This window comes from Evansella cellulosilytica DSM 2522, from assembly GCF_000177235.2.
GTDB classification, from domain to species: domain Bacteria; phylum Bacillota; class Bacilli; order Bacillales; family Salisediminibacteriaceae; genus Evansella; species Evansella cellulosilytica.
Map to the genome: position 1 here is coordinate 3,133,553 of NC_014829.1, position 24,909 is coordinate 3,158,461.

The 24,909-nt window shown below is 36.4% G+C and carries 20 protein-coding genes; 5 read left to right on the forward strand and 15 right to left on the reverse strand.

The window, feature by feature from the left end; all coding sequences use genetic code 11:
• Positions 1-124 precede the first annotated feature (124 nt).
• Together BCELL_RS14575 and ctaG are read right to left on the reverse strand one after the other, a co-directional pair.
• Positions 125-748, reverse strand: a complete 624-nt coding sequence (locus tag BCELL_RS14575; protein ID WP_013489526.1) for an SCO family protein — start codon at positions 746-748, stop codon at positions 125-127.
• A gap of 19 nt (positions 749-767) precedes the next feature.
• Complete coding sequence (gene ctaG / locus BCELL_RS14580) at positions 768-1,688, reverse strand: cytochrome c oxidase assembly factor CtaG (protein WP_013489527.1); 921 nt, start codon at positions 1,686-1,688, stop codon at positions 768-770.
• Positions 1,689-1,849: 161 nt separating this feature from the next.
• Between ctaG and BCELL_RS14585 the strand changes: the two genes are divergently transcribed.
• The 3 genes from BCELL_RS14585 (at position 1,850) to BCELL_RS14595 (ending at position 4,542) form a co-directional block, all read left to right on the forward strand.
• Complete coding sequence (locus BCELL_RS14585) at positions 1,850-2,659, forward strand: Cof-type HAD-IIB family hydrolase (RefSeq protein WP_013489528.1); 810 nt, start codon at positions 1,850-1,852, stop codon at positions 2,657-2,659.
• 135 nt (positions 2,660-2,794) lie between these two features.
• On the forward strand, positions 2,795-3,028 hold the full coding sequence (locus BCELL_RS14590) for a DUF3813 domain-containing protein (RefSeq protein ID WP_013489529.1): 234 nt from the start codon (positions 2,795-2,797) through the stop codon (positions 3,026-3,028).
• Between the two features lie 1,058 nt (positions 3,029-4,086).
• On the forward strand, positions 4,087-4,542 hold the full coding sequence (locus BCELL_RS14595) for a GNAT family N-acetyltransferase (RefSeq protein ID WP_013489530.1): 456 nt from the start codon (positions 4,087-4,089) through the stop codon (positions 4,540-4,542).
• Between the two features lie 531 nt (positions 4,543-5,073).
• On the opposite strand, the gene BCELL_RS14600 is transcribed toward BCELL_RS14595, so the two are convergent.
• From BCELL_RS14600 to BCELL_RS14620, 5 genes are all read right to left on the reverse strand, one after another.
• Complete coding sequence (locus BCELL_RS14600; RefSeq protein ID WP_013489531.1) at positions 5,074-5,379, reverse strand: AzlD domain-containing protein; 306 nt, start codon at positions 5,377-5,379, stop codon at positions 5,074-5,076.
• Positions 5,376-6,098 carry an AzlC family ABC transporter permease gene (locus tag BCELL_RS14605; RefSeq protein ID WP_013489532.1) on the reverse strand — a complete coding sequence of 241 codons (723 nt, stop codon included), beginning with the start codon at positions 6,096-6,098 and terminating at the stop codon, positions 5,376-5,378. The genes BCELL_RS14600 and BCELL_RS14605 overlap by 4 nt, the downstream gene beginning before the upstream one ends.
• A gap of 107 nt (positions 6,099-6,205) precedes the next feature.
• Complete coding sequence (locus BCELL_RS21710; RefSeq protein ID WP_013489533.1) at positions 6,206-6,754, reverse strand: hemerythrin domain-containing protein; 549 nt, start codon at positions 6,752-6,754, stop codon at positions 6,206-6,208.
• Between the two features lie 327 nt (positions 6,755-7,081).
• Positions 7,082-7,345 (reverse strand): NifU N-terminal domain-containing protein, encoded by a 264-nt coding sequence (locus tag BCELL_RS14615; protein WP_013489534.1) that lies wholly within the window; start codon positions 7,343-7,345, stop codon positions 7,082-7,084.
• Positions 7,346-7,547: 202 nt separating this feature from the next.
• Positions 7,548-8,171 carry a hypothetical protein gene (locus tag BCELL_RS14620; RefSeq protein ID WP_013489535.1) on the reverse strand — a complete coding sequence of 208 codons (624 nt, stop codon included), beginning with the start codon at positions 8,169-8,171 and terminating at the stop codon, positions 7,548-7,550.
• A 157-nt stretch (positions 8,172-8,328) separates the two neighbouring features.
• Here BCELL_RS14620 and BCELL_RS14625 point away from each other — a divergent pair, with 157 nt between their 5' ends.
• Complete coding sequence (locus BCELL_RS14625) at positions 8,329-9,252, forward strand: hypothetical protein (RefSeq protein ID WP_013489536.1); 924 nt, start codon at positions 8,329-8,331, stop codon at positions 9,250-9,252.
• On the forward strand, positions 9,245-12,073 hold the full coding sequence (locus BCELL_RS14630) for a DEAD/DEAH box helicase (RefSeq protein WP_013489537.1): 2,829 nt from the start codon (positions 9,245-9,247) through the stop codon (positions 12,071-12,073). The genes BCELL_RS14625 and BCELL_RS14630 overlap by 8 nt, the downstream gene beginning before the upstream one ends.
• A gap of 503 nt (positions 12,074-12,576) precedes the next feature.
• On the opposite strand, the gene BCELL_RS21715 is transcribed toward BCELL_RS14630, so the two are convergent.
• The 8 genes from BCELL_RS21715 to BCELL_RS14670 form a co-directional block, all read right to left on the reverse strand.
• The gene (locus tag BCELL_RS21715) at positions 12,577-13,131 is read right to left on the reverse strand and encodes a BsuPI-related putative proteinase inhibitor (protein ID WP_013489538.1); all 555 of its coding nucleotides are present in this window, start codon (positions 13,129-13,131) and stop codon (positions 12,577-12,579) included.
• A gap of 69 nt (positions 13,132-13,200) precedes the next feature.
• Entirely contained in the window at positions 13,201-14,040 is an 840-nt protein-coding gene (locus BCELL_RS14640) for a YitT family protein (RefSeq protein WP_013489539.1), read from the reverse strand.
• Positions 14,041-15,308: 1,268 nt separating this feature from the next.
• Positions 15,309-15,575: a hypothetical protein gene (locus BCELL_RS14645; protein ID WP_157184207.1), complete on the reverse strand. Its 267-nt coding sequence runs from the start codon at positions 15,573-15,575 to the stop codon at positions 15,309-15,311.
• A 428-nt stretch (positions 15,576-16,003) separates the two neighbouring features.
• Positions 16,004-17,752, reverse strand: coding sequence for a methyl-accepting chemotaxis protein (locus BCELL_RS14650; protein ID WP_013489542.1), 1,749 nt, complete (start codon positions 17,750-17,752; stop codon positions 16,004-16,006).
• A gap of 70 nt (positions 17,753-17,822) precedes the next feature.
• Positions 17,823-20,207, reverse strand: a complete 2,385-nt coding sequence (locus BCELL_RS22200) for a glycosyl hydrolase 53 family protein (RefSeq protein ID WP_013489543.1) — start codon at positions 20,205-20,207, stop codon at positions 17,823-17,825.
• A 325-nt stretch (positions 20,208-20,532) separates the two neighbouring features.
• Positions 20,533-22,614, reverse strand: a complete 2,082-nt coding sequence (locus tag BCELL_RS14660; RefSeq protein ID WP_013489544.1) for a beta-galactosidase — start codon at positions 22,612-22,614, stop codon at positions 20,533-20,535.
• Between the two features lie 53 nt (positions 22,615-22,667).
• Complete coding sequence (locus tag BCELL_RS14665) at positions 22,668-23,519, reverse strand: sugar ABC transporter permease (RefSeq protein WP_013489545.1); 852 nt, start codon at positions 23,517-23,519, stop codon at positions 22,668-22,670.
• On the reverse strand, positions 23,516-24,841 hold the full coding sequence (locus tag BCELL_RS14670; RefSeq protein WP_013489546.1) for a sugar ABC transporter permease: 1,326 nt from the start codon (positions 24,839-24,841) through the stop codon (positions 23,516-23,518). The genes BCELL_RS14665 and BCELL_RS14670 overlap by 4 nt, the downstream gene beginning before the upstream one ends.
• Positions 24,842-24,909 lie beyond the last annotated feature (68 nt).

The following is a 24,909-nucleotide window of genomic DNA, read 5'->3' on the forward strand; positions in this document are numbered from 1 at the left end:
ATAACACCCCTTATATATCTTCACTAAAACGTATACTGTCTATTAATAAAATCATGTCTCTATTCTATTGTAAAGAAAAACTACGCTAGAGCAAATGATCTAACGTAGCTTATTATCGTTATTATTAATTTGTCAGTACTTTTAAGTCCTCAATATAAGCTTCCACATCAAAATCTCTTTCCCCATCGTAAAGCCTGACTACTCTTCCTTCATCGTTTACAACGTAAAAACGTGTTGGGTGGATAATATCATTTTCTGCTGGCATGACAGTACCTGCGAATGACTCTAGTGCAAATGCTGTAATGTCATCCTCACTGTATCCAGTTATGAAGTCCCAATTATTTAAGCTTACGTTATAAGCTTCAGCATAATCTTGAAGTGCTTCAGGAGAATCAAATTCTGGGTCGACTGTAAATGATATAATTTCAACATCTAAGTCTTCTTCGGCTAAAGCTTCTTGTAATTGAACCATATTAGGAGTCATTGTCATACATACTGTAGGACAGCGTGTAAATACAAATTTGGCAACCCAATACGTTCCTTCCATTTCTTCTGTAGACCATTCATCCCCATCTTGAGTGAGACCAGAAAATGGAACCACATCCCAGTTCCTCTCTTCATTTTGCGAGACATCTATAATTGATTCTGATTGTGGTACTGGCTCTGAATTTTGATATAAAAAGCTACAGCCTTGTAGGAAAAATACTCCTAATAATACTAGTAACAAGTTAGTTTTATTTCCGAACATCTCCTCGCCCTCTTTCTTTTTAACTGTTCGGTTGCTCAACCATTTCGTACTCTTGATAAGTCACTTTATTATTTGTTTCTTTATCTCTTGTCATCCATTGCTTAAATACGTAACCGATAGCTACACCATAGACTAACTCTTGAATGACTTTCATTGATGCTCCACCAAGTTGTTGGTCCTGTAATGGTGGTAAAATTGCCAACCTTTGATCTCCTGTAGTAAATAATTCATAAGGAGGGGTAGTGCCTGGCGGAAGGCAATAGCTAATCGCTACCGACCAAGCAGTAGCGTCTGTGTAAATAGCATACAACGGTGCTCCAGCAAAGATGATTAACACACAAGCCGGTGTAAACAGCGCACCGCTCGCAAACATATATCCCATTTTTTTGAGCTCTGATAAATCATATTTTGTCGTTAAGCGCGGAACTAGATGCCACCACATGAGCATCGCAGCAAACAGCATACCTAACTGATATACGTTATGCCATCCTTCGTTTTGCATTAATGTATCAAACGTAAACGGTATATGGTAAAAAGAGATCATCGCATTGAAAAGAACGAGCCCTAATATTGGGAATCCTAATACGAGAAATATCCCTCTCACTAATTTAAAACGAGTAAAATAGCTAAAAAACCATGATGGTAGTCCTAATAACAATAACGGCGGTGCAATTAAGTAAACAATTGCCATTGATAGCATATGCATGCTTAGCATCATATGGCCAGCAACATATAACGGTCCACCAAAACCAAAATAAATTGCTATTAACCCTAAATGAAAATATACTTTTCTCCTAGTTGGTACAGGTTCAGAATCAGAAAAATGGTGTCTTAACGGACCAGTAAAAAGAAAGTACAACGTACTAAATACAATTAAAACAACGATAAGTTCAGGTGTCCAAATCGTTCTTGCGGAGAACGTGGAGAAAAACTGTTCCATCGTACTCACCCCCTATTACTATATTTATTATTTTAGTTTTATAACAAAAATAGGAATTATACTTTTATTTTTTTAACCAAAGTCTAGTATAGTATATTTATAACATGAATGCATTGTAAAACATAAGAAATTGCTTTGGAAGTATATAGGAGGGTTTACATATGAAAGATTATTTAATTGCTCTTGACTTAGATGGCACATTATTAACAGATAATAAAAATATATCATCAAGAAATCGAGCTGCTATAGCCAAGGTACGACAATTAGGGCATAAAGTTGTTATTGCAACAGGAAGACCATATCGCGCAAGTAAATCATACTATGATGAACTATTATTAGACTCACCAATGGTTAATTTTAATGGTGCTTTCATTCATCACCCAGTTTATCCTAAAAGTTTTCAACCAGTTCACACACCATTAGAAAAAAACGTTGCAAAAACAATCATTCAAACATGTGAAGCTTTTCAAGTCGAAAATATTATGGTTGAGATTATGGACGAGTATTATTTACGGTATGAAAATAAAGGGTTTGCAGAAGCATTCACGCTTGGGCAATCCCCAGTTGAGTATGGAAATCTTCAGCAAATACTGCAAGCTGATCCTACTTCCATATTAATTCATCCAAAAGAGACTAATCATCAGCAGCTAAAAAATCTAATCCATGATGCTCATGCTGAATTTATTGAACAAAGATCATGGGGAGCACCGTGGAACGTGATTGAAATTGTCAAATACGGTTTAAATAAAGCGATTGGATTAAAGAGAATTGCTCAATATTATAATATTCCTCAAGAGAGAATCATCGCCTTTGGAGATGAAGATAACGATCTTGAAATGATTGAATATGCTGGACACGGTATTGCAATGGACAATGCCATCGCAGAGCTTAAAAACATTAGTAATGAGCAAACGTTAACAAATGAAGAAGATGGTGTTGCGGTATACTTAGAAAGGTTTTTCTCTCTCTAAATGCGCTATTGGAAGATAATTTCTTTATTTTTTCTTTACAACTGCACATCATAATTATTGTAAGGATTAAATATTACTCCCCTTTTCAGGCTAAGGGGAAATGTTTGCGTAGTAAATAAAAGGGAGACGATAACGATGGGAAACCGCTACTTTCAACAAGCGAGAAGTGCAGTAGAAGAAGCCAATGAGGCGATTGCTGCCACACACACACCTGAAGCTCAAGAAGAAGCGAAGGAAAAGATCAAACGTGCGAAACAAGCACTTTCACAAGCTTTCGCCGACTCTTCAATGGCGGAAAGAGAACAACTAATGGCTTTACAAGAATCGTTGTATGAGTTTTCTGAAGAATTTACAAATGAGTCAAAGTAGTAACAATGGTGATTCTTAATAATAGATGTGTCTAATAAAGGAGTTGCCCTTTCTTGTAAGTAGTTCCGTTTGTGAGGAGAAAAATACAAATATAACCGCAATTCCTAGTCCAAATAGATAGCTAATTGGACTAGGAATTTTTATTGATATAACAAGATTTCCCCTTCATTTAGTCTCTGATTGGCCCCCGAAATATCGTACTAAAAAACAACAGACTAATGCTCATTATTCAATAATTATTTTGTATGCTAAAGTATCTGCTATTTACCTATCTAAAATGATGTTGAATTAGGTGGAAACTAAGTAACCAATAAAGATACATGTAAAAAACCAACTAGACTGGAGTAATCGTTCTTTATTTTATCTCCAACTAACGCAAGACATCTATTTTAGAAAAACTGCAAGTGCAGTTTTAATATTAATTTGATAAGGTTAGATTGCTGAAATGAGTTGGGCGTAAATAAGTGGAGAAATTCCGCTTATTTATAAGATAGCAACAAAAATCACTGGAATAGAAGGAGAAATTCCGGCTATTTATTAAAAAGTCGTGAAAATAAGCCATTTTATTTAGCTTAAAGGGAAAAACTCCGTTTATTTAACACTAATCAAACGCAATTCTGGAGCATAAGTGGAAAAACTCCGCTTATTTCAAACTCTCACTATCTCCCCTAAATAAATCATCCCCCCTGTAGTATCAAAGTGAGGAAGTTTAAGTACATTTTTTATAGTGTTAATTCGAGACAATTTCACATAGTGAAAAAGTCTCGTTTTTGCTGTATCATTTTTAGTTTTCTCCCTCTAAACGGAACTACATGCCTTTCTTGATTCACCTTTTTTAATTGTTTCCTCATGTTTTTTAATTGCTTCTTTTTAAAAGGGGTTGTATTATCTTCGTCCGATTACAGTTATTGAATCGAACATCACTTTTCAGGCTTCATTACGATCTTATGATGCTCCATATTAGATTTATTGTCATACAGCTTGAGAACCCCCATACTATTAGTACAAGCAAGAGTTTGGCTCGACGTTTATAAAAATATGTAAACGGGGGAATCAGAATGGAAATTTTGAAAGTAAGTAAGCAAAATTACGATAAGAGTTTGCCTTTAGCTGTTGCTAAAATAATGATGAAACAAATGACCGCAATAAGTACACCTATTACTGAAGAAAAATTATTACATACAGTTACACTTGCTTTAGATAACGCTTCAGGAGCAGAACTATTTATTGCTAATGAAAACGGTGAAATTGTTGGTTACGCTTTTTTAAACTCAGGGATTAGCCTTGAAAAAGGAGGCTTTTACATTTGGTTAAATGATTTGTACGTAGTAAAACAACATCGCCGTAAAGGAGTAGCACGAAAGCTTTTGCTTAAAGTACTTTATTGGGCTGAGCAAGAAGGTTATAGAGGAATAGAGCTTGAAACAGGCATCAATAACATTGCAACAAAAAAACTGTATAATGCCTTAGGGTTTTATGACATAGTTTCAAAACGATATGGCAGACATATTTGAACTAACCGTCATTTAACTATTGTTGCAAGCTCTTTGAAGTGGGAAACACCAGGGTAACCGCCAGTTCTGGATTAGACTATCACCCGTCGAAGCGGAGGTTAGAATCGTTACAGATTTTTTTAAAAGCTCTGTTAAAGACAATTGTTCATTCTCATGAAAGGCGCGAGACGCCAGCGGCGAGCATTACATCACGATTAAGCTTCGCGTTGTATCGACGGATACAACTCCAGAGCGTTGCATGAAGAGGAAGAGACAGGTTGTGAGCTGAAGATCCCGCAGGGTGCAATGCCCGCCGCACCGAGCATAACATCTTGAATACGCTACGAGCTGTCTCGACGGATGCATCTTCAAAGCGAAACTGGAAGAGGAAGAGACAAGCGAGCGTCCTGAAGCGAAAATCAACAACAAAGTTTAACATAGCTTTTGTAAAAGGCTACTCTGGTTATAGATTAAAGGGCTGACCCAAAAGACAAAGTTTCTACCTTTTTAGTCAACCAGTACCTCTTTTAAATATCACAAAATGCTTCCAACCTAAAAAATATAAGAAATAAAAGCTAATGAACTAATTGCACCAGCAACGACAATAATTAGTGGCATTTTTAAGTAAGCTAATGCAATGGCAATTAAACCGCCGATAATACCGTAATAAAAATTTTCATTTACTGTTAATATTCCGGGGAAAATTAAGGCACCTAAAACCGCATACGGAACCCTTGAAAGCATTCTTTTTGACCACTTTGGCCAATTTTCGGTTTGTAACATAATTAGTGGAAGTAACCTTGGGATGTAAGTAACTATGCCCATTCCAACAATCATCCAGAAAAAAGGAGTACTCACTCTTTGACTACCTCCTTCTTTACCGACATTTCAATTAGCTCGAATACAACGACTGCCACGATCGTTCCAAACATAATCGCCCAACCTGTTGATAGCCAAAATTGAAAAATACCATGGAATAATGCACCTAATATAGCTAACATGATGACGGTTTTTCCACCTGTTTTTATTGATGGCACTAGTAATGCGATGAATAATGCGTATAAGGCAATTGCCATACTCTCTTGAAGCGTCGATGGTAAAATCTCACCTGCATAGTAACCAACGACAGTAAAGCTTACCCAGCTAGAATAGGCCATAAATGCTATACACAATATATAATTTGACTTTACAGGTGTCTCCTTAGTTGAAGCAACAGCAAACACTTCATCAGTAAGTCCAAACGCATAGATAGCGCGAAGGAGTTTTGGAGATTTTTCTGCTTTTTCATTTATTGAAGCACTCATCAATAAATGCCGAAAGTTTACAATAAATGTCGCCATTATAATTTCAATAGCACCTGAACCTAACGCAATCATCGTTAGTGCCATATATTGTGATGCACCTGCAAAAACAATCATACTCATGAACAATGAGTCTAATACTGTTAGTCCCGTAGTGCTAGCGAGTAAACCAAATGTAATGGCAACTGGCATGTAACCAATCGCGATAGGTAACCCATCCACCATGCCTTTTCTCCATGTGGAGGCCTCTGAGTTAAATGTTGAGATACTTTCCAATATGTACAGCCCCTTCTCTTTTATCTGAAAAAAGTCTGCTTATATTCTACTCCTTTAGGTCATTCTTTTGTCAAGAAAAAAACATAAGCCCATTCAGCTTATGTCCTTCAATATACCTTTATTTCTTTAAATCTATCTTCTAACATATTTTTTTCAGCATCACTTAATAATTCTTCCGCCAGTGGAAAAAGGACTTCTTCTTCCTTCAAAATGTGATCTGTTAACGTGTGGAATACTGCAGCAATGTGAGAAGTTAGCTCTCTTATATCCTCGGGGATGTTACCGTTAATATTAGGGTACTTTTTTAAAAACTGATTAAGATGGCGCTTCACTATTTGATGCTCCTTCTCCATCACTTCTATTGGCCCGTCTTCCCTACCAATATATTTTGCGACAACATCAAACAAATAGCTGCCCTCTTTTATTGAGTGAGCGACTATATTTTTATGGAATGTCTCTATTTGATTAGCCAAGTTTTTTAATAACTCATGTCTATCTTTCCGTTTTGGCTCATAAGCCAATTGCGAAGCAAGATAATAAAAATTAGTCATTTCCTTTCTTAATACGGTATGCTCTTCTAATAGCTGTTGTATTGCTTCACAGTATACTTCTGGCTTTATAATTCCTGAATGAAGGCAACCATGGAATTCTGTCATTAAGATTCTCCTTCCTTACATTTAATATTAACTTTATAATATCCTTTTTAAACGTTATAAGGCGTGATTTTACGCACACTTCACAAGACTTTCACATAATAAATAACTGTTGTTCATAAAATGTTCGCAAAGTGATAATGGGAAATGTTTGAGAAGGAAATTTTCAAGGGGGGAACTGAATTATTGAGGATGTCCCTAAGCTAGTAAAAGGAAGGCGCTTAAAAAAGCTGCTCTATATTTTTCAGTGGCTTCATTAAAAGGAGAAGGGGGACTCAATAGGTATAAACTACCCTTTTGAGTCCCCCTCGCATTCATGTACAATTAAGCCTAAATTTTATTAAAAGCCTCTTCTATCTTTGGAAGAAGTGCATCCCACTCAACATCTGCTTCCTTATTTACAGTTACAAAGTCTTGATATCCAAAAATGTTATCTACACCATCAATTTCAAGCAAAGCTTTAGCTAATGCATGATCTGGTGAGTCACCTTTTTTGAATGAAGCACTCCCTGATCCTTCAAATAAAACCTCAGTTGCTGTAAATTTCATTGCATTTGGATTCGGTGTTGGTTCTGCTCTCACTTCAATTGACATTCGTCATTCCTCCTTATTATCGATAACAACATCATACCATTTCATGAAGTCGGATTTCAAAGACAACCCTATTATAAGAAAATCATATATTTTCTATAACAACAATCTAAACGATAAGAGCCAAATTAAAAAAGCCATCCCTTAGCTTCCTATAAAAGGTAGCTATTGAGATGGCGAATATACTAGCTTGTAACATTGAAACTCAATTTCTCGATGCAGTACGTTTAACATAGTGTTTTAATTTCTCCCTTTCTTCAGAGAGATAGCGTAATTCTTTTTTTATCGTTTGCACTTCATTTCCATCTTCATTTTCTAAAGCTTCTACTAGTTCCATAAGTAAATAATCGATTTCGGCTGTAAGCATATATTCTTTTACTTCTGGGTCTATTTCCTCCATTGGATTCCGGTTTTTATTAATAGTCCGGTATGACCCCATCTCAGCCTTCTCACCTCCACCTATTTTCATAACAGAAACGATTTTACCTTTGTCAAAGCAACTCACATAAATCCAACCACCACTAGCCGTTTTTACTATCGCTCTTCCTTTCGTTTCTGTAATTAATTCTTCTAGTAAGATGGCTAAGTCTTCCATACATATGCTTAATTCGTGTAATTGAATTACCGTTAAATGCTCATTTGGGCGTTTTATAGGGATCGTGACTTCCCCTTCTTTTGACTTAATCACTAATTCAACATCTTTATTTTCGTGACGCCAAGAAATTCGAAATTGTGCCTGGAGCAATTTATGAATAAAGGATTTTAAAGCTGGTCGTGGTAATTCAATAAACACATCCTGGAACTCAGCCTGGAAACAGCTCTCCTTCATGACCACGCTCCTTTCTTCTTTCTTATTGATATCGTATGTTTTTAGTAAATAAAAAAGAAGAAATATTTTATATAATACAATCATTTTTTTTAGATTGTCCTTCTTCTATTCCACTAGTACAATGGTGACAAAGTAGTCGTTTTGGAGGAGTATTTGAATGATTTGTAAATATTCAAAGGATGAGTTGTGTAATTACTTATACAACCAATTACATGTAGAGTGGGAGAACTATGCAAAGATTATTTTTCACCAAAAACAAGGCACTGCATTATTTTATAAATGGCTGAAAAATATAAGTGAAGAACACATCAAAGTAATCGATCTAGAAAATGAACACTACATTGTTATTATTCTATATAGCTATCTTCAAGTGAGATTAAATATGATTGATAGTGGTCTCTTTTCGTTACGTAAAAGAAAAATGGATGAGCTTCTTCAACAGCTACTTGATGAAATTCTACCAACAATAAAAGCAAGTGCGATGAAAAACGAACCTTTTTTTGAACTACTCAATGATACTTTAAACAATTTAGCTGTTCATCATCATTACAAAGATAGAAATAGTGTTACACAAACAATGGAAGATTGGCTTAAAGATTGGATTGTAAGGCCACATTTCCCTAAATATAAAACGTATTACACGACATTGGATGATGAATCTCAGGAGAAACTAGCTCATTTAGCTTCTAATAAATTGTTCAAACAAGTGCACCATCCTCACGTGAGAAGAGTATATTTCCGTTTACTATACTTTCATTCTCACCTTTCCGATGGCTATGAAGAGCTGTTTCGAGCCACTTCAGATCCATTAATGCTAACACCTGAAGAAAAAGATTTTTTACAGCTATTAGAAGAGAAAATGGAGGAATATTACCTTTCGCTTGTTCACCATTTTATTGAGCGGCTAATCGAAAAGAGAACTAGAAAGCATTATCATGAGGCAATTATGTATATCGAAAAGCTTCGCTTAATCTATAGTCAACAACAAAATGAAGTGTATTTCGAGACCTTTATTTCTCTATTACAAGATAAATACGAACGATTTACATCCTTTCAAAAGGAGCTAACTTCACGTGTTTAAACTTAATAACGAATTAACTTTGCTCTTAATAAATGAGCCTACACTAGGCTTGTTGCTATACAATAAACAAAATAAAGATGATCATACATTAATGTTAAAGCAAAAATTATTTGCGAATGACCCAGATTCATTTTATGGGTTAGCTTATAGTATAAAAGATTTTTCAGTAACAAAAAACGATGAAAAAACAAGCTATGCAGGGATATGGTTTCCCTTAAACAAAGTTAGTGCACTATTTAAATTATATAAAAATCAAAATGTCTTATTAGACGAATGCTCCACCTACTTAATAGAGCACCTGATGAATGTCGAAGAATTAGCAAATACCCGGAAAGTAATACCGACGAGAGATGCAAACTGGTCTATTGACAAAAGTGTCTCACAAAGCAATCCCCCCCTATTTCCATACATGGTTGAACGAGGGGAAACTGGTTTAAAAATTAAAAGAATGCAAGAGGAAGATTGGAAGCAGTTTATCCATTCGTTTATTCAATACATGATGTGTTCTACTTCACTTTATGAATCACATGTCAAACCGTACGTGGATGATTTACTCTCTACTGAAACAAATGAAGCAATGACAACATGGACGAAATCATTACAAATACCATTAAAGTGTTATACACTATCACAACATTTGTATCCACTCTGCCTTAAAAAGTGGAATGGTAAAACGGATGATCCATTTCAGGTCGTCTTACTTATTCACGAACCAGAAGCCGAAAATTCACCTTGGACAATTGAGCTTTACATGAAGGAATGGGTATCAGAAAAAATTGTTCCTATTAAATCTTTATTTGAAGGCGATCATCCTTTCTTAGTTAATCCATTCCCGTATTATAAAATGCTGTACTCCAACATAAAAAATATTGTTCCAATAAATAGGATGTGCTTCGATACCCCGACTTTAATGTTGTCACTCGAAGAGTTAACTGATTTATTAATGCATAAAACAGATGAGATTGAGGCTGCTAGCATTGCAATCCTCATCCCTGATCGTTGGAAGGAAAACCATGTAATACCTCAAGCAAAGGGAGTCATCTACTCAGAAGAAGAAGGTAGTAACAGCCAATCAACAAATTGGCGAAACAGCAAAATTTCTTTATCTTTTCTTATTGATAATCATGAAATAAGTGAATTTCAATTTAAACAGTGGGTTGAAGAAAAACGACAGCTTATATTTTTTAACAATCATTGGGTGAAGTGGGATCTACTCCAAGCAGAGAAATTGTTAAAAGAATATGAGTTAGCATCTGTAAGCGAAGAATTGATTTATGATGTTTGGCGTCAAACGCTGGCTCCAAACAACCTTGAAGAGCAAAGAAGCGATGCTACAATTCAGTGGTGTCTTGATAAAAGTGTATTAAATACATTTTCTCTATATTCACATCACCAATTAGAAGATAAGTGGTCAAACACATTGCGTTCATATCAAAAAGAAGGTGCACTATGGCTCTTAAAAATGCGAGCAGCGAAACTCGGGGCATGTTTAGCAGACGATATGGGATTAGGTAAGACAGTTCAAACGATCGCCTATCTAGAAACAGTAAAGTTAAAAGAGAATGAAAATCAACCTTTTCTCATCGTTTGTCCAACTAGTTTAGTCGAAAATTGGGTGAGTGAAATTCAATCTTTCGCACCATCATTTACTTTTTATGTTCATGCTGGAAAGCCTTCTGAAAGACGTGCTATGTTACAGAATTGCAAAGTAGACATAATTATTTCTTCATATCCGTTAACATTAAGGGATAGCCAATATTTTGAAAAACAAAATTGGTCTGCACTTATTTTAGATGAAGCGCAAAGAATAAAAAACGTCAATTCTAAGCAAAGAAAAGCGATTAAAAATATTAACAGTAACCATAAAATTGCACTGACAGGAACACCTATAGAAAATGAGCCGAAAGAAATTTGGAGTCTGATTGATTTATTAAATCCGGGGTTTCTACGAGATGAAGAGTGGTTTACTAAAAATTTCTTAACAAATAAAAACGTAGAACAAGCATTAGATAAATTAAAAACGCTAGTAAATCCATTTATATTAAGACGAACAAAAAAGCAATTTAAACATGAATTAATGTTACCAAATAAAAAAGAAATCAAGCACATTATAGCATTAACAAAAGAACAAAAGGTTTTATATGAAGCTGTAGTTGAAGAGTTGTTAGAGGACCTCCCTTCGTACTCTATGTTAGAGAAAAGATCACGTCTGTTCCAAGCCATTACACAACTGAAGCAAATATGTAACCATCCTGCCCACTTTACAAAAGAATCAAATATAGCGAATATGAAGGGAAGATCTAATAAATGGGATACTTGTATGAGCCTACTAGCACATAACCAAGTAGAGGCTAAACAAACTTTACTTTTTACTCAATATCGTTATATCGGAAACTTATTACAAAAAGCGATTGCTAAAGAGCTAAACACAACGGTTCCATTTTTTCATGGACAATTATCAATGAAAGATCGTCAAAATATGATAACATCATTTCAAGCAGAGAGGCGTTATCCTGTCATGATCATTTCACTACGTGCAGGAGGCTTTGGATTAAACTTAACGAATGCTTCGGAAGTTATTCATTATGACCGTTGGTGGAACCCAGCAGTAGAAGACCAGGCGACCGATCGTGTTTATCGAATTGGACAAAAAAGAGATGTCACAGTTCACACATTTATAAGCGAAGGAACGATCGAACAAAAACTCGACAACCTATTACAAGAAAAAAAGGCATTGCAGCAGTCACTCCTTCAGTCAACGTCCGTACCATTATGGGAATTAAACGATACTGAAATAGCTTCACTGCTAAAGTTAAGATAAGAAAGCACTGGAAAAGTGAAAGAACGCGAGGCCACTGAAAAAGTGAAAAACTTGCTGTTTCGTTGCATTAATATTCAATATACCTCATAATAGGAAAGGTTGATGAGACCGGAGCAAGCGAGGTAACTGTCTCTTCCTCTACAAGCATATGCGTTGGAGCGTGTCCGTCGAGACAACTCGAAGCATTATCGACGAAGCAACGCTCGTTCCTGTGGGATCGAAGGCAGGGTTGAGACCCCGCAGACCGCAGGTTGAGGAGGCTCACCAGCCGCCCACGGAAAGCGAGTTTGCATAGGACTCATCAACTTCTATATTCAAACAACCTTATTTTTATTAGTCTATCCTTTGAATTTAAGTACTTTTTCAGTGGCCTCAAAGAACACCACTTTTTCAGTACCTCAAAGAATATCGTAGCGTTGCAATCTACTAAAAGACTACTATGAGTTGTTTTCTCATAGTAGTCGCGCAACGAACGGAGCCATTGCCAAATAATTTTGGCTTCCTTATTTTGTGAGCGTTACTGTTAGACTTATATCACCTTTCTCTACCTCTTCATCGTCAATAGCAAAAGGAAGAAGTGTCGCTTCAACTTGTAACACTTCATAATCACCTAATGATTCTGAATACCATTGATCGTTAAATGTTAAAGCTTCACTTTCTCCCACTTCCTCAAATATGAATGCTTGAGTAAACATACGATCAGCTGCGTAGTCATATATAACATTCCCCTCTTGATCTTTTACGATGATATCAAACTGATGTCCAGAGGAAAATTCTAGTTTACGAGCAGATTCAGCTTCATTTTTTAAAGTGATTGATACTTGTAAAGCATTGTCTTCCAGAGAGGCATCTACACTATATAAAAAATCCCTATATTCCATACTTTCTCCCCCCTGATCTCCTTGTTTTTCTTCTTTATCTATATCATTGTTTTCACTATCAGTATGCTGTTCACCTTGCCCAGTCACTGGTACAGACTCTGTACTTTCTTCACCTTCCCCCGTACCACAAGCAGTAATAAATGACAACATACAAACCATGATTACAAACTTCTTCATTATTCATCGCCTCCAGCTTTTATCCATTTATTATAGTAGACGACCCTTTTATTGAAAAGTTTCATTTGTTTATTCTTTACGAAACATACCAAAAATCCCTGTCGTTTGTACTATGTTAGTAAACGCTTGAGGGTCGACAGCATCAATAATATGTTTCAGCTGATAAAGCTCATATCTCGTAATCACGATCATTATAATTTCTTTGTCTGCTTTCGAATAGCCTCCTTTTGCTGGTATTCGAGTTACTCCTCTTGTCACTTCTTGATATATCGCGTGCTGAAGCTCATCGGCTTTGCTTGTTACGATCATCGCCGTTAACTTCACATGACGAGTATGTATTGTATCAATGAGTCTTGAACTAACATACAACGTTAGAAGCGTATAAAGTGCTTTTTCCATTCCAAACATTAACCCTGAAGTCAATACGATAAAAGCATTTAATATAAAGAAATAAATTCCTAAAGGACGATCACTTTTTCTAGCCATTAGTAAAGCAACAATATCAACACCACCAGAAGAGGCACCGAACTTTAAAATAATTCCCGCACCCATTCCACCTAAAACACCACCGAAAACAGAGTTCAAAATAATATCACTTGATATGTATGTTATCGGTATTATTTCTAAAAATAAAGTTGTAAAAGCAACATTAATAAAGCTATATAGCGTGAAGCTTTTCCCTACTTTAAGCCAACCTAAAATAGCAACTGGAACATTTAATAAAAAGAGTAAAATACCCGGTGATAAAGGAACAAGCTCAGCTAAAATTTGGGCAATCCCTGTGAAGCCACTCGCGAAAACATTAGCTGGTATCAAAAAAAAGTTTAAGCTTAAAGCTAATAATACAGCACTGAATGCAGCAATGATAATTTTTTTTGATTCTTCTAAAACGTTTATATTTTTTATCATGTTAGCTCCCTTTTCTTTTTTCTTGGGTCTGTTAAACTCTGTTGATTTTCGCTGCAAGACGCTCACTTTTCTCTTCCTCTTCTAGTTTCCCTCTGAAGCTGCATCCGTCGAGACAGCTCGGAGCGGCGAATAAGGCTTCAAGAGGGCAATGAAAAATGTTGAAATTTACCTTTTTTAGTCCCTCAATGCAATGAGCGTAGTCGTTGCAATCTTTTGAAAGACTACTATGAGTCGCGGTTCTCATAGTAGTCGCGCAACGAACGGAGCCATTGCTATCGACCTTACCCATCCCGATGTATCTTCAACTCTTGCTTTCCACAAGCGTCTCGCACCTACCGCTACGATCATCCTGTCTCGAAAAATCAACACAAGTCTTTAACAGAGCTTTCTTCTTTAATATCTTAAATGCTTTAGTAAAGTTCATGCATTCATCTTTAGCTGAATATAAAGAAAGATACTGTCCTTACCTATATATCGTTTCACAACTAGCTATTCATTATTAATAAAACAAAAAACTATTTATATTAAGGACAAAGGGATTTTTTGAGAGTGAGTGATATCCATTTTATTCTTACAAACGGATGATGCTTACGTGTGGACTTTAGATAGTGTTTATTTAGTATTCTACCTTCACACTTTCACACTACTCCTTAATGGACTTTCTACACTGTTTACTTCACCTTTACACTCGAGTATGATGGAAAGGAATTTAATAGCCCGTGTGGAAGTGCGTGGATATGCGAGTGGACATTAAAGTTCGTTAATAGCCCATGTGGTAAAGGGAGCATGTGCGAGTGGACTTTAATGTGCCTATAAAGTCCCATGAGGTCGAGGGAGCATGTGCGAGTGGACTTTAAAGTACCTTTAAAATCCCGTGAGGTAGAGAGAGCATGTGCGAGTGGACATTAAAATGCCTTTAAAATCCCGTGAGGTAGAGGGATTATGTGCGAGTGGACTTTAATGTGCCTATAAAGTCCCATGAAGTCGAGGGAGCATGTGCGAGTGGACATTAAAGTGCCTTTAAAATCTCATGAGGTAGGAGAAACACCACTCCTGAATGGACTTTAAACTATATTTTATTTACCTTCGCACTCGAACACCACTCCTAAATTCATTAAACTGTATTGACACCAGCCAGTATCAAATAATTGCGCTGATGAGCAGTAAGCATCAAGTTCAAAATAGAACTATTTTATGAATTTTGCTCTTAAAAGGCTAAATGGGATTTTAACCATTTAGCCTTTTACTTTTCGATCCTGTTTAATTAGTTACTGTCTTATTTCCTTGTTATAGTAATTCACCGCATATGTGGCGCCTTCATCTACCATAGTATTATCATCAATGTCATGTGGATCAGAGTGCCCAATCTTCTCAGATAAATAATCAACATGATGCTCGTTTGTTTTGTTATTTACTTTTGCTTTTAGGCGATTCCATTTATCGTATACTTGCTTTCTATTTTTCTCCTTAGAGATGTAGTAAGATCCTGTTGTGATGATTGACACAACTGCTGCAGATGCCACCCACTTCATCATTATCATCCACTCCTCCTTAATGTTTCATTACTTGTCTATACCCTCTCTTTAAACTTTCAAAACGAATAGTAAGTATCCTCCCATTAAAATACTTTATAAGGTCACTTTACCAACAAAGTGGGTCCCAAAAGGCATTAGTAAATGACTTTTAGAGACCACCTCTCTATTTATTTGCTTATTAATACCTTATCTATGAATTAATCCTACATCATTTTTGGATGGTAGTGTGAACGTACTTCACCCATCATTGCTTTCCATCCAGTATGTATTATCGATTTGTCAACGGCATCATTTACAATTCTACATACATGATTTTAAGGAGTATATACCTCTAAATCCATTGGTAAGTACCGCTGTAGTGTTTTACCTATTTATAGAAAGAAGAAGGTGTCACCGTATGTTATCACTATTGGGACATCCTCACCTGCTTAACTCGACTTCTTCAATGACTGTGCCGTATCATATAACGAAGCGATTAATTTTGTTAACTCTTTTTGACTTAATGTTTGTTTTTCAATAACCCCTTTAAACGTATGATTGTTTTTTTGTAAATAGTTTGCGCCTTCTACGAGTTGGGAAACGGATTCAACGACACTTTCCATCGCTTCATTAATTTGTTCAATAGAGAGGATCATCTCGTTATATTGCGTAGTTAAATGGTTATTTTTTTCTGATATATCTTGAAATTTAGTGGAAGCTACATCTGTTTTTTCTAACGTCTCTATGCTTTTGATTAAAAAGGAGTCAAAGGCGCTTACAACCTGAATTGTTTCTTCCCCTAAATTCGCTAATATCTCTTTTGTACGTGTAGAGAATTCATTTGTTTCAGAGGAAAGCTTTCTTATTTCAGTTGCAACTACCGAGAAACTTCTACCAGCTGCTCCTGCTCTTGTAGCTTCAATTGATGCATTGAGTGCCAATAAATTAGTTTGTGAAGCAATGTTGTCGATTCCTTCCATAAATGCACTGATCTCATTTAATTGTTGCTCCATATCCGATACTTTTCGTGAAGCAATTTCTGTGTTTTCATTTAATTGTTTCATCGTTTCCTGCAATTCTCTCATCAATGCTACACCTTGGTTTGAAGTAGAACCTACTTCATTTACTTGAGATGTCATTAATTCAACAGAGGATTGCATTTCTTGTGAGCTTGCGGATACTTGTTCCGTTGTACTTGAGATAGTAGTAGTAAAATCCGTTTGTTGATCTAGTTCATTTGAAAAATGATGGATTGTCTCTAGTAATTTTTCCATGGCAGTTAATTGCTCAGACGAAGCTTTTGATGTTTGCTCAGCTACATGAGTGACTTCTTTTCCCGCTTGTTCATTAGACTCTAGTACGTCTCGTAAAGAAGTCCCCATTTCTTCTAACGCCGTATTGATGTCATGAAATTCATCATATCTTGTTTTACTTTGCTTAAAATGCAAGTTTCCAGCTTTGTACGCCTCAATTCGATCCATCACAAGTCTTACACCACTTGAGACGTTTTTACCAAATAATAACAAAAATAATAGCGGAACAAGGACAAGAAAGACGGTGCCTGTAATAGTTATGATGGTAGTCGTTGTGATTGCACTATGTAATTCAGACCTAGCTTCATCAATGCTATTTTCCAAATATGTATGAATTCGATCGTCGACAGAATTAATGTTGTCTTCTGTTCTCACAATGTGTGGAGTAACTCTCGATCGGACTCTATCTCTATCTTCGTACTCAAATCCAGGTAAGAAGTATCTTTCATTTAACTCTTCATAAGTGCTAAATGCGTTGCCAAAGTGAGAAAAATAATGTTCTAAAGCTTCATCTCCTTCAATCATGTCATTAATATAGTTGTAGTTTTGTTCATACAAATGTAAAGATTCCTGGAGATTTTCGACTCGGTCACTTTCATAACCTGAAGTGACGAGTTGTAGTTGTGTCAATCCAATTTGTTTCACCTCGGATAACAATAGCGTATACCTTTGTTGTAAATCCGCAGCTTCTTCTAAAGCTAAGCTGTTATTCGTCACTTGTTGGTTATGATAATAAATAAAGAAACTTGATGCGGTACTTACGACGAAAATAGCGGCGATCAATAATGTTAACTTTTGAATCAACTTTCCTTTATACCTCATCCTTTTTATTTTCTTTAATAAACTTTTTCCATAACTCTTAAAATTTGCTGGCTTTTTCTTCATAATAATCCCCCCTTTTAAAGGGAGGATGTCCCATTAAATCTTTCTTCTTTGGGACACCCTCGAGCATATGCTATAGCCTTAGTTGTTTTCTTCGACTAAGAAAGAATACAGTAGTACCAATTACGAGTAATAACATACCTAACATGAATAGATTAAACTTAGATGTTGCTGTATCTGGTAATCTATCTCCCTCTTCTCCCGGTTTAGAAGTCTCTTCAGCTTCATCGTCTTCTTTTTTATCGAACTCAGTTTCTTGTGTTTCTTTATCTTCGCTACCATTTTCTACTGTTTTTTCGGTGTCACTATTTGTTTCTCCACCTCCACTAGATTCAGGCGTTTCGCCCTCTTCGACCTCACCATTTTCAACGGTTGATGGGCCCTCTTTTGGAAGTTCTTCATTACCATACGCTTTAAAATACATGAATCCTACCCAATTACTCGTAGCTTCTGTAATTGTCACTTTGACATATCGCGCAGTAGTGTCTTCTGGCAACGTTATATCCATATTGGAGGATGTTACCTCATAAGTACCTAAGGAAGTAAAATCTACTCCATTATCAGAAATTTCTATTTCAAACTCATTAACACCATCCCAGAAATGAATCAATATTCTCTCTAATGGTACAATCTCTAGAAGGTCTACTGACCACCAAGCGTTAACACCTTCATCTGTACCCCAAGATGTATTTTCATCTTCTTCAACAGCATTTTCAGGGGCATTGTCCTTTCCTCCACCGTGTCCTGCACTGCTTGAAGCATTTGCAGGTTTATTTAAAGAGTGAAGGATTAAGTCCGCTAACGTTTCATCTACTTCCACTTCTTCTACTGCCCTAGGTTCTGGTACTGGTGGTACATAACCTCGAGTAAATACATTTAGAGATTCTAGCGCATTTCCTTCAAAATCGAACATTGCTTGGTTTTCCCACGCGTTCCCTTCACCTGCAGTCCAACCTGCTCCTTCAACACCTAACCACGCTGGCTCCCAGTAAAATATACCGTACCCTCGATCATTAGGTACATTCCTCACTACTTCCATTACATCGTAAAGGAACCGAGCTTGTCCTTCTACGGTTGCAGGGTATCCTGCAATGTTTTCTTCTGCAGAAGTGAAAATGTTCGAATGACCGTCTTGATCTTCTAACGTATATGCATATGCTGTTTCGACAACAACGACATCTCTTTCATAACGTTCACTTATATCATTAAGATTATATTCAAGGTCTTCTAATGTTCCATGCCAATATGGATAGTATGACGCCCCGATTACTTGGAAATCAGTCACACCTTCAGCAATAATTCCATCAAACCACCAACGATAAGCACTATTGTCCCCACCTTGGTCAAGATGTAACATAATTTCAACTTCGTCACCTAAAGTGTCACGCACAGCGTCTATACCAGAGTTTACTAATTCTGCTAAATTACTAAAATCATTATCTACTATACGACCATCATCAAAAAGCATCCCTGGTCTAATTTCATTTCCTACTTGTACCATGTCCGGCTCTGCACCAGCTTCGACTAATGCCTCAATCGTATCTGCAGTGTGATCGTAAACAGCTTGTTTTAGCTCTTCAAAAGATAGGTCTTCCCATGATGCAGGCTTGTCTTGTCTACCTGGATCTGCCCAAAAGCCTGAGTAGTGAAAGTTAAGTAAGAACTTCATGTCTGCTTTCTTAATTCTCACTGCTTTTTCAATCGTGTCATCTAAATCGTTATAAGCCATTCCATTTTCATAGACATCCACTGGATCTTCCCAAACTTTTAAACGAGCCCAGTTCGATCCATAACTCGTTAAAATATCTAGTACATCATTTTCTTCTCCTTGGTCGTAAAAAACACCGCCATAGTCCTCTACTTTTGTGAGCGTAGAAATGTCAACACCATAAATAAAATCATCTCTTTCTGGTGTCGGCTGTTCTCCAGAACCCTCCGGTACTAACTGCACGATATCTACACCAAGCCATGCTCCAGGCTCTGCATCTGCATAAAAACCAATTTTAATTTCACCATTTTCCACTTCTATGGGCTTTTCAATTTTAGTCCACCCCTCAACAGAAGAGATTTCCTCTTTCAAGACCTCCCCTCCTGGTCTTTCAATATACATATAACTCTCATTAAATCCCCCATCGTTAGCGACCCAAGCTGATAACATGTAAGAGCCACCTTCGATTCCATTAATTGTCTGATACGTATCAGCAACATAAGCTTCATCTAACCAGTAGTTTAATAGCTTACTTTCGCCACCTTCAGGTAACCAGCCACTCTCAGGTGTCGTAATTGCTTCACTTTCATTTGTTTCCCATGAGTCTAAATCATTTTCGAAACTATGATTTTTCACTAGTGACGATTCTGCTAGAGTAGTCGATAGTGGTGTCCCAGCAAATATACCTGCTAATAAAATAGCAATTAGCATTACCTTTGAGTTACGTTTTACAATTTTTTTTAAGCGCATATATTATCCCTCCTAAAAAATAAAACAATTTCTCTTTTCGAAACAAGTTTCAAAAAACAGAATCTTCAAAATATTTCAAGTTTAATTCTAGCTATACTTTTCCTTCTTTTCATGCTAATAATTTAATTTACATTTGATTGGTATGTATATAACATTCACCTCCTCAAAAGAACATTGCCCCTATCATGAGTAGTCGTTTCGTTGTTGAAAAATAATGGAGAAGAGGCTGGCAAATAAGAAAAAGTTATTCCTCCACATTATTAATGAATTGGTTTTCCATACATTTCAGCCTCAATAAAGTTTACACTGGAGATGATGTAGCTTATTAGTGATGTGTTAACTTACTCGGACGCTTCAAAATAGCTACTCCATTTATAGCTAAGTTAACACTATTTATTTCTGCATTCCCCTTAATTATGTTCGTATATTGTTTGTCGTCTAATAGAACTGTTTGTTCTTTTGCACTAAAGTTCAAAAGAAAAACATAGTCATTAGTACCATCAGTACGAAGTTGTACTGAAACTCCGTCTGGTAAGTTTGTGTCCAATACAGGTCTTAAGTTATCTTCCTTGACAATCTTTGAAAAGAAGTCATAATAAAATGGTTCTTTGTTACGTGAAGCAACATAATATGCTTTCCCATTTCCTAACTTATTTACGGTAATTGCTGGACGTCCTGCATAAAAATCGCTCCCATATGTTGCAAGAACTTCCGCACCTTCCGTATGAATTAAGTCACATAGATCATGTGCTTCATAAGACCCTTTTAGACCTAACGCATTATCCTTAGACATCACTACACTGTTTTTCTCCCAATCATACAATCCGTCGATTTCTTCTGACCATATTCCTAGCGTTTTGCGGAGAGGTCCAGGGAATCCACCTAGGAAAGTAAGGTCATTTTCATTTACAATTCCAGACCAATAGGTTGCTACAAATGTCCCACCATTTTCTACAAACTTCTCTATCCTCTCTCCAACTCCAGGTCTAACCATATATAACATAGGCGCAACAATTACCTTATATTTAGAGAAATCAAAGTCCATATCAATGACATCCATCGGTATTCCTAGCGTCCAAAATGCTTTATAGTGACGCAAGACCGTTTGTTCATAGTGTACTCCCATATTTCTCGGTCCTTGAGAATCATTTATTGCCCACCTGTTTTCTGTATCAAAAATAATGGCCACTTCAGTCTCTACACTTGTTCCTACCACTTCTGTTAACTCACCTAGTGTTTCCCCCACTTTTGCGACGTCACAGAATACTCTAGTATGCTCAGTACCTACATGATCTACAACGGCGCCATGGAATTTCTCGCTGGAACCTCTACTTTTCCTCCATTGGAAATATTGAATCGTATCGGAACCGTGAGCCACGGCTTGAAGAGAAGATAACAAGTGCATCCCTGGCTTTTTCAGTTTACTCACATCTTGCCAATTCGTTTGGCTCGGCGTACTTTCCATCAGCATAAATGGCTTACCACCTTTAAATGAACGCATCATATCATGATTCAATGCAGTCCAAACTGCTATATTACTATCATCTTTCTCACTATGCCAAAGTGGATAAGAGTCCCAGGAAATAACATCTAATATAGATGACATTTTATAATAGTTTAATGGCTCAAATGTTTCCATGTAATTTGTCGTAACAGGAATATCAGGATTCACTTTACGGAGTGGTGCTACTTCATTTTCTATAAAATCCATTGTCAAATCCGTGATAAACCGTTTCCAATCAAGATTCATTCCATGGACGGAGTTTTCACCGTGTGGTGCTGGTGACTCTACTTGTGACCAATCTGTGAGTGTATGACTCCAGAACTTTGTCCACCACGCATGATTTAATCTATCTAATGATCCGTAACGTTCTTTTAGCCATTCTCTAAAATTTTCTTGGCAATAATGACAGTTACAATAACCACCATTATACTCGTTCGATATATGCCACCCAATAACTGCCGGATGATTTCCGTATCTTTCTGCTAATTTCGTATTCATGATACGTACTTTTTCACGGTAAACAGGGGAGCTATAGCAATGATTATGACGTTCCCCATGTAAGTTTCTTACTCTATTGGATCGAGTGATAAGAACCTCTGGGTATTTTTGAGACATCCATGCTGGTCTTGCACCACTTGGGGTTGCAAGAAAAACATATATCCCACTCTCAACTAATTTATCTAGTACGTGATCCATCCAGTCAAACGTAAATTTACCTTCCTCCGGTTCAAGGGATACCCAAGAAAAGATACCAACAGACATAACATTACAATTTGCTAGTTTCATAAGACGAAGATCTTCCTCAAACACTTCTGGATAATCTAACCACTGCTCTGGATTATAGTCTGCACCATGTAACATTTTAGGAATTTTACTACTTATCGGCTGATATTTTTTTACCAATTAAATCACCTTTTCTATGCTGTATAATTTTTAATATAATTTCGTTTATGCGTTTACCCTTTAGTCCCACCAGCTGTTAGCCCTGATATTAAATATCTTTGTAAGAATAAAAATACTAACGCTATTGGTATGGCGACTAAGATAGCACCAGCTGCAAACCGTGTGAAATTGTTATCAAACTCATTACTAACAAAATTAAATAAACCAAGTGCTAGCGTAAACTTATCTTCACTTCGTAATACAATTCTTGGTAGCAGGAAATCCATAAACGGTGTCATAAATTGGAATAAGGCTACCACTGCTAATATCGGTTTAGTTAACGGAAGAATAATTTGTGCAAATATTCTAAAGTGACCAGCACCGTCAATTTTAGCCGCTTCATCAAGTTCTTTTGGTATCGTATCAAAATACCCTTTAACTAAGAATGTCATCATTGGGACACTTGCCCCAACATAAATAATGATTAACCCAGTTAATGAATTTAATAAACCCACTAAGCTTAAAAGTAAATACAACGCAACCATTGCCATTAATATTGGGAACATTTGTAATACTAGTAATATAAATATCCCATTTTTTCGTCCTACAAATTTATACCTAGAAAAGGCATAGGCGGTAAATGTTGCTACAATGACAGAGAAAAACGATGTAAAGCCTGCTACAATTAAACTGTTTTTATACCACGTTACATATCGTCCTCTTGGGTCATCAAAGAACAACCACCTGTAATGTTCTAAACTCCAATTTTCTGGGATCATTGATGCTGAAAACATACTGCGACCAGGATTCAATGACATACCTACAGCCCATAAGAGGGGATAGGCAATGATTACTGCCATGATGGCAAACACCGTGTAGATACCGATAAGTTCCAATCTGTTTTTTGTCTTTGTATTAAGCTTCAATATACTTTCCCCTCCTCTTTATAAGATTTTGTCTTCCTGAATTGGAAAAAGGCAAATACTGCAATAACGAGACCAATAATCATTGATATTGCTGCAGCTATACTATAGTTCTGTTGTTGGAATGTTAAACTATATACCCAGGAAATTAAGATATCTGTACCACCTGCATTTTGTCCTCGAACAGCTGGCCCACCTTCATTAAATAAATAAATAATATTAAAGTTATTAAAATTACCTGTATATTGCATAATCAAGAGTGGAGCTGTTGCATACATGACATGTGGGAAAGTAATGGCCTTAAATTTCTGCCACCTATTAGCTCCATCGACTGTTGCTGCTTCATACCAATCATCCGAAATACTCTGTAGAACACCAGTAAATAACGCAAATACAAAGGGAAATCCTAACCAAACTTGAATTGTTATGATTGCTACCCTTGTCCACATGACATCTGTCATCCACGGGATACTAATGTTTAATAACGGCTCCATGATTTGTCTATTAATAGCTCCAAAACCGTCATTAAACATTGCTGCAAAAATCAATATAGAAACAAAGCCAGGTACTGCCCAAGGTAAGATAAATAATGTTCTAAATGTACGTTTGAATTTAACTCGCTTGTCATTTACTAGAATTGCTAAAAATAATCCTAATGCTATTTGCAACGTAGTCGCGACTAGAGTCCAAACAAGTGTCCAACTGAATACACTAATGAATGTTTGCTGGAAAATCGAGGTCGTTGCTAATGCGATAAAGTTATCTAACCCTACCCAATCTAGCAAATTATGTGGTGGAGTATTCCTTAAACTATAATTAACAAAAGCTAAAGAAAGCATGAATCCTAGCGGTAAAATGACTGAAAAGATTACTAAAATTAAACCTGGTCCAACTAAAAAGTATGGAAATGTTTTGTCGTACGTATTATGAAAAGCTTCCCTTAATGTCGGGATACCGAAGCCCTCTTTTAGTTTTTCTGCATCTTTGTATGCATCTCGTAAATTGATACCATATATTAATAATGCGAAAGCAATTAATATGATGGAAACAAGCCCTTGAATGATTAATTGTAGAGAGTGGTCTCTAATTGGTTGTGTACCAAGCGTAAAGATTCCCCATAACCCAATATTAAGAAAATCATATAAGGTAATTAGAAATGCAGCTCCAAAAATTAGGAAAAAGGCACCTTTCATAAATCTACGATTATAAAATTGACCAAGGCCTGGTATAACTGATAATAGCAACGCTAACTTTGGATTATGGTTGGAAAATTTATGTTCCGTTTCTTTTCCAGTTTCTAGTTCGTCTTGCTCGTTACGTTCCATCCATGAACCTCCTAAACACAATAGAATGGTGATAGGAAGGCTAACAGCCTCCCTATCAAATCAATGTA